The organism is Burkholderia sp. AU30280 (assembly GCF_020420125.1).
Lineage (GTDB): Bacteria > Pseudomonadota > Gammaproteobacteria > Burkholderiales > Burkholderiaceae > Burkholderia.
Genome location: NZ_JAIZRY010000012.1, coordinates 21,293 through 35,555, shown reverse-complemented (window position 1 = coordinate 35,555; position 14,263 = coordinate 21,293). Strand labels below are relative to the sequence as shown.

16 protein-coding genes are annotated in these 14,263 nt (G+C 69.4%); 13 read left to right on the top strand and 3 right to left on the bottom strand.

Annotation, left to right across the window (positions count from 1 at the left end):
- The first annotated feature begins 5 nt into the window (after window positions 1-5).
- From LGN17_RS25455 to LGN17_RS25435, 5 genes are read left to right on the top strand one after another with little or no spacing between them, the layout of a single operon-like run.
- A complete protein-coding gene (locus LGN17_RS25455; RefSeq protein ID WP_413227050.1) occupies window positions 6-665 on the top strand; it encodes a type II secretion system protein J in 660 nt (219 codons plus the stop codon).
- Between the two features lie 2 nt (window positions 666-667).
- Window positions 668-1,795 (top strand): type II secretion system minor pseudopilin GspK, encoded by a 1,128-nt coding sequence (gene gspK / locus LGN17_RS25450; RefSeq protein ID WP_226199182.1) that lies wholly within the window; start codon window positions 668-670, stop codon window positions 1,793-1,795.
- A gap of 26 nt (window positions 1,796-1,821) precedes the next feature.
- On the top strand, window positions 1,822-3,183 hold the full coding sequence (gene gspL, locus LGN17_RS25445) for a type II secretion system protein GspL (protein ID WP_226199181.1): 1,362 nt from the start codon (window positions 1,822-1,824) through the stop codon (window positions 3,181-3,183).
- Window positions 3,180-3,686, top strand: a complete 507-nt coding sequence (gene gspM / locus LGN17_RS25440; RefSeq protein ID WP_175956588.1) for a type II secretion system protein GspM — start codon at window positions 3,180-3,182, stop codon at window positions 3,684-3,686. Before gspL ends, gspM begins: the two co-directional genes overlap by 4 nt.
- 31 nt (window positions 3,687-3,717) lie before the next feature.
- On the top strand, window positions 3,718-4,506 hold the full coding sequence (locus tag LGN17_RS25435; RefSeq protein ID WP_226199180.1) for a type II secretion system protein N: 789 nt from the start codon (window positions 3,718-3,720) through the stop codon (window positions 4,504-4,506).
- Window positions 4,507-4,528: 22 nt separating this feature from the next.
- Here the strand turns inward: LGN17_RS25435 and LGN17_RS25430 are convergent, their stop codons facing one another.
- Complete coding sequence (locus tag LGN17_RS25430) at window positions 4,529-6,085, bottom strand: efflux transporter outer membrane subunit (RefSeq protein WP_226199178.1); 1,557 nt, start codon at window positions 6,083-6,085, stop codon at window positions 4,529-4,531.
- A gap of 263 nt (window positions 6,086-6,348) precedes the next feature.
- Entirely contained in the window at window positions 6,349-6,633 is a 285-nt protein-coding gene (locus LGN17_RS25425; RefSeq protein WP_011350474.1) for a multidrug ABC transporter ATPase, read from the bottom strand.
- Between the two features lie 174 nt (window positions 6,634-6,807).
- On the opposite strand from LGN17_RS25425, the gene LGN17_RS25420 reads away from it, so the two are divergent.
- Together LGN17_RS25420 and LGN17_RS25415 are read left to right on the top strand one after the other, a co-directional pair.
- On the top strand, window positions 6,808-7,299 hold the full coding sequence (locus LGN17_RS25420; RefSeq protein ID WP_175969789.1) for a MarR family winged helix-turn-helix transcriptional regulator: 492 nt from the start codon (window positions 6,808-6,810) through the stop codon (window positions 7,297-7,299).
- A gap of 177 nt (window positions 7,300-7,476) precedes the next feature.
- Complete coding sequence (locus LGN17_RS25415) at window positions 7,477-9,039, top strand: DHA2 family efflux MFS transporter permease subunit (protein WP_175969788.1); 1,563 nt, start codon at window positions 7,477-7,479, stop codon at window positions 9,037-9,039.
- Window positions 9,040-9,099: 60 nt separating this feature from the next.
- On the opposite strand, the gene LGN17_RS25410 is transcribed toward LGN17_RS25415, so the two are convergent.
- Window positions 9,100-10,026 (bottom strand): LysR family transcriptional regulator, encoded by a 927-nt coding sequence (locus LGN17_RS25410; protein WP_226199176.1) that lies wholly within the window; start codon window positions 10,024-10,026, stop codon window positions 9,100-9,102.
- Between the two features lie 140 nt (window positions 10,027-10,166).
- Between LGN17_RS25410 and LGN17_RS25405 the strand changes: the two genes are divergently transcribed.
- The 6 genes from LGN17_RS25405 to fliO all read left to right on the top strand — a co-directional run bounded on the left by LGN17_RS25405 (window position 10,167) and on the right by fliO (window position 14,239).
- Window positions 10,167-10,643: a CidA/LrgA family protein gene (locus tag LGN17_RS25405; RefSeq protein WP_226199174.1), complete on the top strand. Its 477-nt coding sequence runs from the start codon at window positions 10,167-10,169 to the stop codon at window positions 10,641-10,643.
- Window positions 10,644-10,656: 13 nt separating this feature from the next.
- Window positions 10,657-11,379 carry an LrgB family protein gene (locus LGN17_RS25400; RefSeq protein ID WP_226199173.1) on the top strand — a complete coding sequence of 241 codons (723 nt, stop codon included), beginning with the start codon at window positions 10,657-10,659 and terminating at the stop codon, window positions 11,377-11,379.
- 243 nt (window positions 11,380-11,622) lie between these two features.
- The gene (gene fliL / locus LGN17_RS25395; RefSeq protein WP_049097223.1) at window positions 11,623-12,159 is read left to right on the top strand and encodes a flagellar basal body-associated protein FliL; all 537 of its coding nucleotides are present in this window, start codon (window positions 11,623-11,625) and stop codon (window positions 12,157-12,159) included.
- A 22-nt stretch (window positions 12,160-12,181) separates the two neighbouring features.
- Entirely contained in the window at window positions 12,182-13,180 is a 999-nt protein-coding gene (gene fliM / locus LGN17_RS25390) for a flagellar motor switch protein FliM (RefSeq protein WP_175969783.1), read from the top strand.
- Complete coding sequence (fliN, locus tag LGN17_RS25385) at window positions 13,173-13,664, top strand: flagellar motor switch protein FliN (RefSeq protein ID WP_021162235.1); 492 nt, start codon at window positions 13,173-13,175, stop codon at window positions 13,662-13,664. Before fliM ends, fliN begins: the two co-directional genes overlap by 8 nt.
- Window positions 13,661-14,239 (top strand): flagellar biosynthetic protein FliO, encoded by a 579-nt coding sequence (fliO, locus tag LGN17_RS25380; protein ID WP_226199172.1) that lies wholly within the window; start codon window positions 13,661-13,663, stop codon window positions 14,237-14,239. The genes fliN and fliO overlap by 4 nt, the downstream gene beginning before the upstream one ends.
- The last annotated feature ends 24 nt before the right edge of the window (window positions 14,240-14,263 follow it).

The window sequence follows — 14,263 nt, the reverse complement described above, 5'->3', positions numbered from 1 at the left end:
CGCCGATGCGACGCCCGCTCGCCCGCCCCGCCCGCGGCTTCACGCTGATCGAGCTGATGATCGCGATCGCGATCCTCGCGGTGGTCGCGATCCTCGCGTGGCGCGGGCTCGACCAGATCATGCGCGGTCGCGACAAGGTCGCGGCCGCAATGGAAGACGAGCGCGTGTTCGCGCAGATGTTCGACCAGATGCGCATCGACGCTCGGCTCGCCGCGACCGACGACGAGGCCGGCCAGCCGGCGATCGGCGTCGCCGGCAATACGCTGCAGATCGTCCGCGAACTCGAGGTGCCGGGCGTCGCGCCGCGGCTGCAGGTGGTCCGCTACCGGATCGCCGGCGGGCGCGTCGTGCGCTATGCGTCGCCGCCGATCGACGACGCGAACCGGCTGCGCAGCATGCTGAAGGACAGCAGCGTCGAAGGCTGGAGCTGGGTCGCGCTGATGGGCGGCGTCGGCGCGATCGACGCGAAGCTGTACGTGCCGCGCGTGGGCTGGACCACCAACCTGCAGACGGCCGACGAAGCGCTCGCGCAGAACAACGACGCGCTCAAGGTGCCGCAGATCGGCAACGCGCCGCCTGCGCGCGCGGTGACGGGGCTGCAGGTCAGCATCGGCGCGACGTCGCTGCGCGTGCCGGTCACGCGCATCTTCCTCGTCGGGGAATGACGATGCGTGCGCGCCCTCACCGCCCGTTATTTGCCGCCCGTGCTGCCGGTCGCGCACGCGGCCGCCAGCGCGGCGCGGCGATCATCACCGCGCTGCTCGTGGTCGCGCTGTCGGCGATCCTCGTCTCGGGCATGCTGTGGCGCCAGCAGGTGCAGATCCGCCGCATCGAGAACCAGCGCGTGATCGCGCAGGCGCAATGGGTCGCGCGCGGCGCGCTCGACTGGACGCGGATGATCCTGCGCTCCGAAGGCGATACGGCGCCCGGCATCACGTATCTCGGCGGGATCTGGGGCGTACCGATCGCGAAGACGAAACTGTCGGACTTCCTCGGCCGGATCGGCGCGCCCAACGACACCGGTGGCGAAGACACCTATATCTCCGGCTCGATCGAGGATGCGCAGGCGAAGTTCAACCTGCGCAACCTCGTGGCGTCGCCGGCGCCCGGCGTGCTGCAGCTGAACGTCACGCAGGTCCAGGCGTTCCAGCGCCTGCTGACGACGCTCGGCTACGACGGCGCGTTCGCGAAGCGCATCGCGCTGCAGGTGCGCGCGGGCCTGCTGAATTCGGCGACGCGTTTCCAGATGCCGACGCTGCCGGGTGGCGGCACGGCGCCGCCGGTCACCGCGCCGGTGACGACCGATCAGCAAGGCGGCGGCGGCTTCACCGACGATCCCGGCATGACGGGCGGCGACCGCGGGCCCGCGCCGCTGATGATGACCGGCGTCGACAGCCTGCTCGACGTCGACGGCGTGACGCCCGAGATGGTCGCGCGGCTGCGCCCGTTCGTCACCGTGCTGCCGACCACGACGCCCGTGAACATGAACACCGCGCCGGCCGAGGTCATTGCGGCGCTGATGCCGGGGATGAGCGTGTCGTCCGCGCAGGCGCTCGTGTCGCGCCGCGAGACCGTGTTTTTCCGCAACCTCGCCGACGTGCAGCTCGCGCTGCGCGGCGCCGGTGCGCCGCCGAACGTGACGCTCGACTCGAGCGTCGTCGACGTCAATTCGAGCTATTTCATCGTGCATGGCCGGATCCAGCACGAACGCGCGGAGGTCGATCGCACCTCGCTCGTGTATCGTGATCCGACCACGCACTCGACACGGGTCGTGCGCATCCGCGACCAGCTATAACGACGCCAATCGGGAGAGGAGCTCTTGTGAGCACGTTGATTGTTTCTTTGCCGCCGCGCGAGCCTGCCGTGCCGTTGCAGGAATGGCAGTGGCCCGAGCTGCCGTTCACGCTCGTCGACAAGGCCGGCCATGTGCAGCGCGCCGGCCGCGCCGCGCTCGCGCTGCTGCCGCGCGCCAATGCGACGGTGCTGATCGTCGCCGCGCGCGACGTGCTGCTGCTGGCCGCGACCGTGCCGCCGCTGAAGGGACCGAAGCTGCGTCAGGCGCTGCCCAACATCGTCGAGGATCAGCTGATCCAGGATCCGCTCGGCTGCCATATCGCGATCGATCCGGACGCGCTGCCCGACGGGCGCCGCGTGCTGGCCGTCGTCGATCGCGCGTGGTTCCGCACGATCTGCGACGCGTTCACGGCGGCCGGCCACCGGCACCTGAGCGCGGTGCCTGCGACCCGCTGCCTGCCGGCGCCGCACGTAATCGCTGCGCCGGCTGACAGCGCGGTCGATGCCGCGGCGGTTGCTGCGGACGCCGTCGAGGCGCCGCCGGCCCGCCCGGCGACGGTGGCCGCGGTGCTCGGCCTCGCGGCATCGGTTGAACAAGTGCTCGTCGAGGCCGGCGCGCAACCGGCCGCCGCCGGTGCGCCGCGCCTCGAACTCGCGGTCGCACGCGGTGCGCTTGGTGAAGGCTTCGCGGCGCCTGCGTCGCGCGCGGCCGGCACGCTGGCCGCGCTGGCAGGCGGCGGCGATGTCGAACTGTACGAACTCGGCGAACCGGGTGCGGAGCCTCGCCTGGCATCGGTCGGACGCACCGACGGCGGCCCGCTGCTGCCGGGCGCCGCACCGCTGTCGTTCGACGCGTTCGCGCGGCGCGCGCTGACCGAGAAGTTCGACCTGTGCCAGTTCGAATTCGAATCGCAGCCGTGGCGCTTCGACCGCGCGACGGTGAAGCGCCTGCGGGTACCGCTCGCCCTCGTCGCGGCGACGCTCGGCGTGGCGGTGATCGGGATGAACCTGCACTGGTGGAAGCTGTCGCGCGAGCGCGATGCGCTGTCGGCGCAGATTACCGAGACGCTGCTGTCCGCGTTCCCGAAGACGACGACGGTGCTCGATCCGCCCGCGCAGATGCAGCGCCAGCTCGACCAGTTGCGCCTGGCGGCCGGCGAGCTGTCGCCGAACGATTTCCTCGCGCTGGCGAGCGGGCTGTCGCGTTCGATGGGCGCGCTGCCGCTGAACGGCATCGCGTCGCTCGACTATCACGACCGGCGGCTGGACGTCGGCTTCAAGCCGGAGGTCAAGGTCGATCCCGATTTCACGCAGCGCCTCGCGCGTAACGGACTGTCCGGCGAAGTCGACAGCAACACGGGCAAATGGACGATCCGGAGCCGCTCATGAAGATGGAACAACTGAACCAGACGCTGGCCCAGTTCTGGGGCGAGCGCACCCAGCGCGAAAAAACGCTGCTCGGCTGGGGCGGCGCCGTGCTGGCGGTCACGATCGCGTATTCGGTGCTGTGGTCGCCCGCGCAGGAAGGCCGCGCGCGGATCCAGCGCGAACTGCCGACGATGCGCGGCGAGCTCGCGCAGATGACCGCGCAGGCGAACGAGGCGAAGTCGCTGGCGGCCGCCGCGCAGGGCGTGGCGCCGACCGGCCTCGCGCTGAAGGACGCGCTGACCGCGTCGCTGTCCGATCACGGGCTGCAGGGTGCGCAGGTGCAGATCGTCGGCAACGGCGTGCAGATCCAGATGAAGAACGTGTCGTTCCCGGCGTGGACGCAGTGGCTCGACGATGCGCGCCGGCAGTTCAAGGTGCAGGTCGGCGAGGCGCATGCAACGGCGCTGAAGGACGACGGCCAGGTCGACCTGACGGCCGTGATGCAACCGTCTACGCAGAAATGACGCAGTGGATGACGCAAGTGGCGGTCGGCCGATGAGGCCGGGAATCAAGCGGCTCGCCACCGTATTGCCGTGGGTACTGGCGGGTGGCCTGGCGACGGCGGTGACGCTCGTCGCGCTCGCGCCGGCCGCGTGGATCGCGCCGCAGTTCGCACGCGCGACCGGCGGGCACGTGAATCTCGTCGATCCCGACGGGTCGCTGTGGCACGGCTCCGGCACGTTGATGCTCGCGCCGGGGGCCGACCAGAGCGCGGCGACGCTGCTGCCGGGCCAGGTCGAATGGACCACGGGTTTCTGGCCGCTGCTGACCGGGCGCGTGCGGATGCGCATGCGGCAGACCGAGGCGATGCCCGATGCGGTCACGCTCGATGCGACGTGGCGCGGCGCGGTGCTGTCGGCGGGTACGATGGCCGTGCCCGCGTCGCTGCTCGCGGGGCTCGGCACGCCGTTCAACACGCTCGACCTGCAGGGCGATGTGCGGCTCGGCTGGAGTGACTGGCGGCTGATCGGCAACAACGCGTTCGGCCAGCTGACGGTGACGATCGACTCGATGAGTTCGCGCGTATCGCGCGTGAAGCCGCTCGGTTCGTACCGCGCGGTGCTGCAGGCGAAGGGGGCCGGCGCCGATCTCGACCTGTCGACGACGCAGGGCCCGCTGTTCCTCGACGGCCACGGCAACTTCGGCCCGGGCCAGGGATCGTTCCGCGGCACCGCGCATTCGGCGCCCGAACAGCAGGCTAACCTCGCCGGGCTGCTGAACCTGCTCGGTCACCCGATCGGGAACAACGAGGTTTCGCTGATCTTCGGCGACGCGCAGCGCTGACGCGCGCGTCGCCCTTCCCTTCCTACTTCTGCGCGAGCGGCGCAGCGACCGACGGTGCGGTGGCCGCGGGCGCGGCCGCACCGGACGCCGGCACGGGTGCCGGCGCCGCCATGTCGCCGTTCTCGCGCGCCATCTCCGCTACGTTCCAGCCGCCGCCGAGCGCCTTCACGAGCCCGACCGACGACACCATCCGCTGCCCGGCAATCGTCGCGAGCTTCTGCTGCGCAGTGAACGCGGTGGTCTGCGCGGTCAGCACGTTCAGGTAGGCGACCGTGCCGGCCTTGTACTGGTTCGTGACGATCGCGAGCGAATGCTCGGCGCTGTCGACCGCCTGCCGCTGCACGTCGATTTCCTGCGCGAGGATGCGCTGCGACGCGAGGTTGTCCTCGACGTCCTGGAAGGCCGAGAGCACCGTCTGCCGGTACGTCGCGACGTCCTGGTCGTAGGTTGCGCGGGCCGCTTCGGTTTGCGCGGCGCGCAGGCCCGCGTCGAACAGCGTCGCGGCGAGTTGCGGACCGACGGTCCAGAAACGTGCCGGCAGCGTGAACAGTTGCGACCACACCGAACTCTGGAAGCCGCCGCTCGCCGATAGCGTGAGCGTCGGGAAAAACGCCGCGATCGCAACGCCGATCTGCTCGTTGGCGGCCGCCGCACGTCGTTCGGCCGCCGCGATATCGGGCCGCCGCTCGAGCAGCGTCGACGGCACGTCCACCGGCGTGACGGGCGGCACGGCCGTCAGCGGCGCCGGCGGCAGCGAGAACGTCGAAGCCGGCTGGCCGATCAGCGTCGCGATCGCATGCTCGTACTGCGCGCGCGCAACGCCGTTGTCGATTGCGGCCGCCTGTGCGCTCTGCAGCTGGGTCTGCGCCTGGATCACGTCCGCGCGGGCCGCGACGCCCTGCGCATACTGGTTTTCGGTGAGCTTGAGCGACTGCTCGTACGACTTCACGGTGTCGTCGAGCAGCTTCTGCAGCGCGTCGGCGGTGCGCAACTGGTAGTACGTCTGCGCGAGCGTCGCCTGCGCGGAGAGTCGTGCATTCGCGAGATCGGCGGCTGCAGCGGCCTCACCCGCCCGTTGCGCGCTGACGGTGCGGCTCACCTTGCCCCACAGGTCCGGCTCCCATGATGCGTCGAGGCCGATGTTGTAGTTCGTACCGATCGGGCCGGCGTTGACGCCGCTGCTGGCGGCCGACGACGACACCGCGGAGCGCGAGCGCGTCGCCGAGCCCGTGAAGCCGACGGTCGGGAAATACGCGGCGCGCGCTTCGGCGACGAGCGCGCGCGCCTGACGGTACGCGGCCGCATATTGCGCGACGGTCTGGTTCGACGTGTTGAGCTGGTTCATCAGCGATGCGAGCTGCGGATCATCGTAGACGCTCCACCACGCGCCGCGGTCGGTGCGGTCGGCGGGCTGCGCGACCTTCCAGCCGGCCGGCGCTTCCTTGTACGCGGCGGGGATCGACGTGTCGGGCCGGTGATAGTCGGGCCCGACGGCGCAGCCGGCGAGCAGCACGGCCGTCGCGACGGCGACGGCGGCGCTCAGCGGGCGAAGGGCGCGCGGGAGGGAGGTGTACGGCATGGTGGTTTTCCTGTCTGGGCGCGGGGGACGGCGTCGCGCGGTGCGGTCGTCGTGCCGCTGGCGGACAAATGGTAACTGACGGCGGGAAAGCTGCGCAGCCCCAAGGGTACGGTGCGCGGCGACAGGAATGTGTTACGGGCGCGAGCGGCCGGTTTACCGGCCATTACGGCTCGCTGACGGGAAGCCGGACGCGTGACGCCGGCCGTTGCGTGACGCGGCCGGCGCCCAGTCGGAGCAGTCGGGAAGGCGGGAGCCGCGCGCTGTCAGTGGCAGCGCGCGGGCAGCGGGAGCGGTTCGGCGGCGGACCGCCATGTCGACGGCTCCGTCGCGGCCGGCTGGCCCGTGCGGCGAGCGCCGTCTTTCGCATTGCGCTGCCGGCGATGATCGAACCATGCGAACCCGAGCGCCGCGAGCGAGCCGCCCGGCACCACCAGCATCGTCACGTACAGCGCGATCTTCCAGCCGCGGTGCGGCCCGGAAAACGCATGATGAGCGGTATCGGTCAGGTTGCGGCGCAGCGCGCCGGCGGCATTTTTCAGGAACAGCATCGCGAACATCCTCGGGGTGCCCGCAGCGCGGGCGAATCGGTCAGAACATAGTCTCCGGCAGTGCAACATGCACGTCGTAACTGGTTGCCTCAAATAATATTGACTAAGCAATCAATTTTCAAGATACTGGGCGCGTTTAAATCTGAAACGCACTATTGCTGCGTGCGCAATCGCATGACCGGCGGCCTCTACGATCCCGAGAACATCGCGCTGGAAACGAGCCTCGGCTATTACCTGTCGAAGGCGAAGCAGGCGCTCGTCGAGCGGATGGATCGTGCACTCGAGCCGCTCGACCTCACCGCGCAGCAGATCGGCGTGATCCTGTTGCTGTCGCGTGGCTATGCGCGCACGCCGTTCGAGCTGTCCCGCAGGATGTCGTACGACAGCGGTTCGATGACGCGGCTGCTCGACCGGCTCGAACGCAAGGGGTTGGTCGCACGCTCGCGCAGCGAGCAGGATCGCCGGATGATCGAGCTGACGCTGACCGAACGCGGCGCCGAAGCAGCCCGGGCGCTGCCGTCGCTGATCGCGACCACGCTCAACGCGCAGCTCGACGGTTTCTCGGCCGACGAGCTCGCGACGCTCATCGGCCTGCTGCAGCGCTTCATCGCCAATGGGCCCGGCTCGACCGGTTGCCCGAAACCCGACGACGAAGCGGACAGCTGATGTGCGCGGAGGCCCCATGTCTAGGTTAAGCGTTCGTTTATTTGTCTGTCTGGGCAGAAGATGACAGGGCACGCGCTCCCCTTTTCCCTTTATCCGTTCCACCCGGCCGGGCTGCGCTGCGGCGCACACCCGTGCGTTGTGCCGGCGCGTCGCGCGCGCCGCGTCTAGGAGATTTCGATGTCCGCCACCACGGCATCCGCCGCCTCCCCCGCTGCCGAACCCGCACCGCTGTCCGGCGGCGCACTCGCGCTGCTCACGGTCGGGCTCGCGCTCGGCACCTTCATGGAAGTGCTCGACACGTCGATCGCGAACGTCGCGGTGCCGACCATCTCGGGCAGCCTCGGCGTCGCGACGAGCGAAGGCACCTGGGTGATCTCGTCGTACTCGGTCGCCTCCGCGATCGCGGTGCCGCTGACCGGCTGGCTCGCGCGGCGGGTCGGCGAGGTGCGGCTGTTCACACTGTCGGTACTCGCGTTTACGATCGCCTCGGCGCTGTGCGGCCTCGCGACCAACTTCGAGACGCTGATCGCGTTCCGGCTGCTGCAGGGCCTCGTGTCGGGGCCGATGGTGCCGCTGTCGCAGACGATCCTGATGCGCAGCTACCCGCCCGCGAAGCGCGGGCTCGCGCTCGGGCTATGGGCGATGACGGTGATCGTCGCACCGATCTTCGGCCCGTTGCTGGGGGGCTGGATCAGCGACAACTACACGTGGCCGTGGATCTTCTACATCAACCTGCCGATCGGCGTCTTCTCGGCGACCTGCGCGTATTTCCTGCTGCGCGGCCGCGAGACGAAGACGTCGAAGCAGCGGATCGACGCGATCGGCCTCGCGCTGCTCGTGATCGGCGTGTCGTGCCTGCAGATGATGCTCGACCTCGGCAAGGATCGCGACTGGTTCAACTCGACGTTCATCGTCGCGCTCGCGCTGATCGCGGTCGTGTCGCTCGCGTTCATGCTCGTCTGGGAGGCGACCGAGAAGGAGCCGGTGGTCGACCTGTCGCTCTTCAAGGACCGCAACTTCGCGCTCGGCGCGATGATCATCTCGTTCGGCTTCATGGCGTTCTTCGGCTCGGTCGTGATCTTCCCGCTGTGGCTGCAGACCGTGATGGGTTACACGGCGGGCAAGGCCGGCCTCGCGACCGCGCCGGTCGGGCTGCTCGCGCTCGTGCTGTCGCCGCTGATCGGCCGCAACATGCACCGGCTCGACCTGCGGATGGTCGCGAGCTTCGCGTTCATCGTGTTCGCCGGCGTGTCGATCTGGAACTCGACGTTTACGCTCGACGTGCCGTTCAGCCATGTGATCCTGCCGCGTCTGGTGCAGGGGATCGGCGTTGCGTGCTTCTTCGTGCCGATGACGACGATCACGCTGTCGAGCATCCCCGACGACCGGCTCGCGAGCGCGTCGGGGCTGTCGAACTTCCTGCGCACGCTGTCGGGCGCGATCGGCACCGCGGCGAGTTCGACGTTCTGGGAGAACGACGCGATCTACCACCACGCGCGGTTGTCGGAATCGGTGAGCGTGTATGCGCAGAGCACGACCGACTACCAGGGCGCGCTGTCGCAGCTCGGCATCGTCGGCCAGACGGCCAATGCGCAGCTCAATCAGCTCGTCACGCAGCAGGGCTTCATGATGGCGACCAACGACTTCTTCCTGCTGTCGGCGTTCATGTTCGGCGCGCTCGCGGCGCTCGTGTGGATCACCAAGCCGAGGAAGGGCGCCGGGCCGGCGATGGGGCACTGACCGCGCGGCGGGCGGCCGTTGTGCCCGCCTCGTCCGCCTTACCGCCCGCCTCGGCGGGCGTCACTCCCTCGCCCGCAACCCGCCGAACGCGAGGTCGTCGCCCGGCGCGATCGGCAGCGTCGCCCGCGCCACTTCAAGCCACGCGCGCGCCGCGTGCGACAGATACCCCTTCTTCAGCCAGCCGAGCGCGATCGCCCACGTGATCTCCGGCTCGACGATCGGCCGGCACGTGAACTGGCCCGCGTCGAGCCGCCGGCAATACGGCTCGGGCAGCAGCGCGATGCCGACCCCCGCATGCACGAGCGCGGCCATGAAATCCCAGTGGCCGCTGCGGCTCACGATCGACGGCGTGAAGCCGACCTGCCGGCACGCGTCCAGCACCGCGTCGTGCAGCGCGAGGCTTTCCGCGTAGAACACGAACGACTCGCGCGCGAGATCCGCGAGCGGCACGGCCGCGTGATCCTCCCAGCGCGATTCGCGCGGTGCGACCAGCCATAATGGCGCGCGCACCATCGGCAACCGCTCGAAGGTGCCGGGATCGACCGGCTCCAGCAGCCCGCCCAGTTCGAGCTCGCCCGACATCAGCGCGGCCTCGATCATCCGTGCGCCCTGCTCGAACAGCTTCAGCTCGATGTTCGGGTAGCGCTGCTTGTACGCGGCGATGATCGGCGTGAACAGCGAGCCGCCGAGCGGCGGGACCCCGATCGTCAGCTCGCCGCGCCCGAGCGTGCCGAGGTCGTTCAGCTCCGACTGCAGCTGCGCCTGCGCGGCGAGCACGTCCTGGCCGCGCTGGAACACGATCCGCCCCGCGTCGGTCAGCACCATCTGCCGGCCGTCGCGCAGCAGCAGCGGCGAACCGATCTCGTCCTCGAGCGCCTTCACCATCTTGCTGATGGTCGGCTGGGTCACGAACAGCTTGTCGGCGGCCGCCGTGAAACTCTGCTGGCGAACCACCTCGACGAAGTACCGCAGCGCGCGCAATTCCATCGACGACTCCCCAAATTGGTGCGGCGATCAATAAACGAATTCCGAATTGGAATGATAAGGATAGAGACAAGTCATTTTATTTATGGTTAGGGGAAACCCTATACTCGCACCATCAACGGAATATCTGTAGGGAGCCCGCCATGACCAAGCCGACCGCCGCACTTGCCGCCCGCCCCGCCGCTTCGGGCAGCCTGGCGCACACGGGCCGGATCGCGCTGCAGGCCGCCGCGCTCGGCGCGCTGTGGATGGCGGTCGACTGGGCCGTGCGCAAGATCGGGCTGCCGATCCCGTCCGGCGTGATCGGCCTCGCGGTGCTCCTCGTGCTGCTGTTCTCGGGCCGCGTCGCGCCCGCGTGGGTGAAGGACGGTGCGAACTGGCTGCTGTCCGACATGCTGCTGTTCTTCGTGCCGGCCGCCGTCGCGGCCGTGCAGTACGGCGGGCTGTTCCGCGAGGATGGCTGGCGCATCGCGCTGGTGATGCTCGCCGGCACCGCGTTCGTGATGGTCGCCGTGGCCGTCGCGGTCGACCTCGCCGCGAAGCTCGAGCGCCGGCTCGCCGTGCAGCGCGTGTTCGCCGAACGCCGCCGCACGCGCCTGAGCGCCGCGTCGGCACACTGAGGCGGAGCCTGCCATGCTGGCCGCATTGACGAACCTGTCCGCCGACGAGGCGAACACCGCGATCTCGTTCGGCTGCTTCGTGCTGACGATCGTGTTGTATTTCGTGTCGAAGCGGCTCTACGCGTTCAAGAAGACGCTGCTGTTCTCGCCGCTCGTGTTTGTGCCGGGCGTGCTGGTCCTGCTCGTGCTGCTGACCGGCATCCCGTATTCGGTCTACTTCCACGACACGCGCTGGCTGATGTGGCTGCTCGGCCCGGCCACGATCGCGTTCGCGGTGCCGATCTACGACTATCGCGACCTGATCCGCCGCCACTGGCTGTCGCTGTCGGTCGGCGTCGCGGTCGGGATCGGCGCGGGCGTGTGCGGGTCGCTGCTGCTCGCGAAGCTGCTGCACCTGTCCCCCGAGCTGCAGCGCTCGCTGATGACGCGCTCGGTATCGACGCCGTTCGCGCTCGCCGTGTCGGACAAGATTCACGCGCCGAAGGATCTCACCGCGCTGTTCGTGATCGCGACCGGCATCTGCGGGATGCTGCTCGGCGAGATCGTGCTCGCGCTCGTGCCGCTGCGCACGCGCCTCGCGCGCGGCGCGCTGTTCGGCGCGGCCGCCCACGGCGTGGGCACCGCGAAGGCGCGCGAGATCGGCAGCGAGGAAGGCGTCGTGTCGAGCCTCACGATGATGATCGCGGGCGTCGCGATGGTGCTGATCGCGCCGCTGTTGACGCTGCTGCCGATCTGAGCGGGCGGCCGGCGCCCGCCAGGCGCCGGCCCGGCCCGATCGCGCCTGCCGCCATCGGCGCGGCACGCTCCGTGCGGCGGGAACGGTGCCTCTTCCCGGCCACGCACGCGTCGGCCGCCAGCCCGGCGGCCCTTTCCGCCCCCGCTTACCCTGCATCCGGCCGACACCCGGCCGACAATCGGCTGAGATAGCCGCAAATCCCCCCTCTTTTCCGCCCATCGGGCTCGGCCCGGATGCTGAACAATGCATGCTACGAGACATCACGCACGCATTCACATGGCCTCCACGACCGCAAACCCGACCGCCGACAAGCCGGCTTCGTCCGGCAAGTTCAAGCGCATCGCGCTCATCGCCGTCATCGCGCTGGGCGCGGCGGCTGCCGCAGCCGGCGGCATGTACGTGTTCCTGAGCAAGGAAGGCGTCGGCCATGCGAGCGCGCCCGCCGAACCGGCGCCGCTTGCCGCGCCGGTGTTCTTCCCGCTCGACCCGCTGACCGTGAACCTGCAGTCCGACGACGGCGCGCAGCACTACCTGCGCGTCGGCCTGTCGCTGAAGCTCACCGACCCGAAGGCGCAGGAGCAGCTGACCGCGCGGATGCCGGAGATCCGCAGCCGGATCCTGCTCGCGCTGTCGAACAAGCATCCCGAGGATCTCGCGACGCCGGACGGCAAACGTTCGCTCGCGAAGGAACTGCGGGAACTGATCGAGCAGCCTACGCAGCCGGGCAACCAGCGCGCGAAGGTCGACGACGTGTTGTTCACCGAATTCGTCGTCCAGTAACGCGGCCGCGAAAGGAGCGCGTATGGGTCACCAGGAGTTCATGTCCCAGGAGGAGGTCGATGCCCTCCTCAAGGGCGTCACGGGCGAAGCCGATGCAGTCGACGAGCACCGCGACACATCGGGCGTCCGCCCCTACAACATCGCGACGCAGGAGCGGATCGTCCGCGGCCGGATGCCCGGCCTCGAGATCATCAACGATCGCTTCGCGCGCCTGCTGCGGATCGGCATCTTCAACTTCATGCGGCGCACGGCGGAAATCTCCGTCAGCCAGGTGAAGGTGCAGAAGTACAGCGAGTTCACCCGCAACCTGCCGATCCCGACGAACCTGAACCTGGTGCACGTGAAGCCGCTGCGCGGCACGTCGCTGTTCGTGTTCGACCCGAACCTCGTGTTCTTCGTCGTCGACAACCTGTTCGGCGGCGACGGGCGCTTTCACACGCGCGTCGAGGGCCGCGATTTCACGGCCACCGAGCAGCGGATCATCGGCAAGCTGCTGAACCTCGTGTTCGAGCACTACACGACCGCATGGAAGAGCGTGCGGCCGCTGCAGTTCGAATTCGTGCGCTCGGAAATGCACACGCAGTTCGCGAACGTCGCGACGCCGAACGAGATCGTGATCGTCACGCAGTTCTCGATCGAGTTCGGGCCGACGGGCGGCACGCTGCACATCTGCATGCCGTACTCGATGGTCGAGCCGATCCGCGACGTGCTCGCGTCGCCGATCCAGGGCGAGGCGCTCGAAGTCGACCGCCGCTGGGTGCGCGTGCTGTCGCAGCAGGTGCAGGCCGCCGAGGTCGAGCTGACCGCGAACCTCGCCGAGATCTCGTCGACCTTCGAGAAGATCCTGAACCTGCGCGCGGGCGACGTGCTGCCGCTGGAAATCGAGGACACGATCACCGCGAAGGTCGACGGCGTGCCGGTGATGGAATGCGGCTACGGAATTTTCAATGGTCAATATGCGTTGCGCGTGCAGAAGATGATCAGCGCGGGCGATTCGATGAAGGAAGGTGGATATGAGTGAGCTGAACCAGACGCCCGAGGACGACGCACAAGCGATGGCCGACGCGGCCCTCGCGGCATCGGCCGCCGCCGCGCAGGCGGCGCCGGCCGCGGCGGAAGAAGATCCGGGCATGGACGACTGGGCGGCCGCACTCGCCGAGCAGAACCAGCAGCCGGTGCAGCCGGGCGCGACGGGCGCCGGCGTGTTCCAGCCGCTGTCGAAGGCCGCAGCGAGCTCGACGCACAACGACATCGAGATGATCCTCGACATCCCGGTCAAGATGACCGTGGAGCTCGGCCGCACGAAGATCGCGATCCGCAACCTGCTGCAGCTCGCGCAGGGCTCGGTGGTCGAGCTGGACGGCATGGCCGGCGAGCCGATGGACGTGCTCGTGAACGGCTGCCTGATCGCGCAGGGCGAGGTCGTGGTCGTCAACGACAAGTTCGGTATCCGCCTGACCGACATCATTACGCCGGCCGAACGCATCCGGAAGCTGAATCGATGAACGTCGCAGCGCCCGGCCGCCGCGTGCGCGTCGCGCGCGTGGCGGCCGCCGCCGCGGCCATTGCGGCGGCGCTTGCCTGCGCGCCGGCCGGCGCCGCCGACATGAACGCGGTGAACCACGCCGGCTCGATCGCGTCGAGCGTGATGGTCGGTTCGGCCGCACCGTCGCTCGGCTTCGGCGCGGTGCTGCAGACGCTGGTCGGGCTCGTGGTCGTGATCGGTCTCGTGTTCGCGTGTGCGTGGCTCGCGCGCCGCTTCGGCTTCCAGCACGCACGCCGCGGCGGCCCGCTGAAGGTCGTGTCGAGCGTCGCGGTCGGCGCGAAGGAAAACGCGACGATCGTCGAGATCGGCGACACCTGGCTCGTGCTCGGCGTCGCGCCGGGCAACGTGCGATTGCTGCATACGCTGCCGGCCGGTTCGGCGGCGGCCACCGCGACAGCGGCTTCGGCCTCGGCCGACGCACCCGCCGGCGCCACCCCGTCCGACGGCGGCCTGCCCGGCACGTTCGGCGCGCGGTTTCGCGATGCGCTCGCGGGCGAAGCCGCGAAGCGCCTCGGTCGCGGCAAGGACCGCTGACATGGCGCCGTGCCCTCTTTCCGA

Coding starts and splice junctions, on each gene's coding strand:
- LGN17_RS25455 (WP_413227050.1), top strand. CDS start 6: ATGCGACGCCCGCTCGCCCGCCCCGCCCGCGGCTTCACGCTGATCGAG.
- gspK (WP_226199182.1), top strand. CDS start 668: ATGCGTGCGCGCCCTCACCGCCCGTTATTTGCCGCCCGTGCTGCCGGT.
- gspM (WP_175956588.1), top strand. CDS start 3,180: ATGAAGATGGAACAACTGAACCAGACGCTGGCCCAGTTCTGGGGCGAG.
- LGN17_RS25435 (WP_226199180.1), top strand. CDS start 3,718: ATGAGGCCGGGAATCAAGCGGCTCGCCACCGTATTGCCGTGGGTACTG.
- LGN17_RS25430 (WP_226199178.1), bottom strand. CDS start 6,085: ATGCCGTACACCTCCCTCCCGCGCGCCCTTCGCCCGCTGAGCGCCGCC.
- LGN17_RS25425 (WP_011350474.1), bottom strand. CDS start 6,633: ATGCTGTTCCTGAAAAATGCCGCCGGCGCGCTGCGCCGCAACCTGACC.
- LGN17_RS25420 (WP_175969789.1), top strand. CDS start 6,808: ATGACCGGCGGCCTCTACGATCCCGAGAACATCGCGCTGGAAACGAGC.
- LGN17_RS25415 (WP_175969788.1), top strand. CDS start 7,477: ATGTCCGCCACCACGGCATCCGCCGCCTCCCCCGCTGCCGAACCCGCA.
- LGN17_RS25410 (WP_226199176.1), bottom strand. CDS start 10,026: ATGGAATTGCGCGCGCTGCGGTACTTCGTCGAGGTGGTTCGCCAGCAG.
- LGN17_RS25405 (WP_226199174.1), top strand. CDS start 10,167: ATGACCAAGCCGACCGCCGCACTTGCCGCCCGCCCCGCCGCTTCGGGC.
- LGN17_RS25400 (WP_226199173.1), top strand. CDS start 10,657: ATGCTGGCCGCATTGACGAACCTGTCCGCCGACGAGGCGAACACCGCG.
- fliL (WP_049097223.1), top strand. CDS start 11,623: ATGCATGCTACGAGACATCACGCACGCATTCACATGGCCTCCACGACC.
- fliM (WP_175969783.1), top strand. CDS start 12,182: ATGGGTCACCAGGAGTTCATGTCCCAGGAGGAGGTCGATGCCCTCCTC.
- fliN (WP_021162235.1), top strand. CDS start 13,173: ATGAGTGAGCTGAACCAGACGCCCGAGGACGACGCACAAGCGATGGCC.
- fliO (WP_226199172.1), top strand. CDS start 13,661: ATGAACGTCGCAGCGCCCGGCCGCCGCGTGCGCGTCGCGCGCGTGGCG.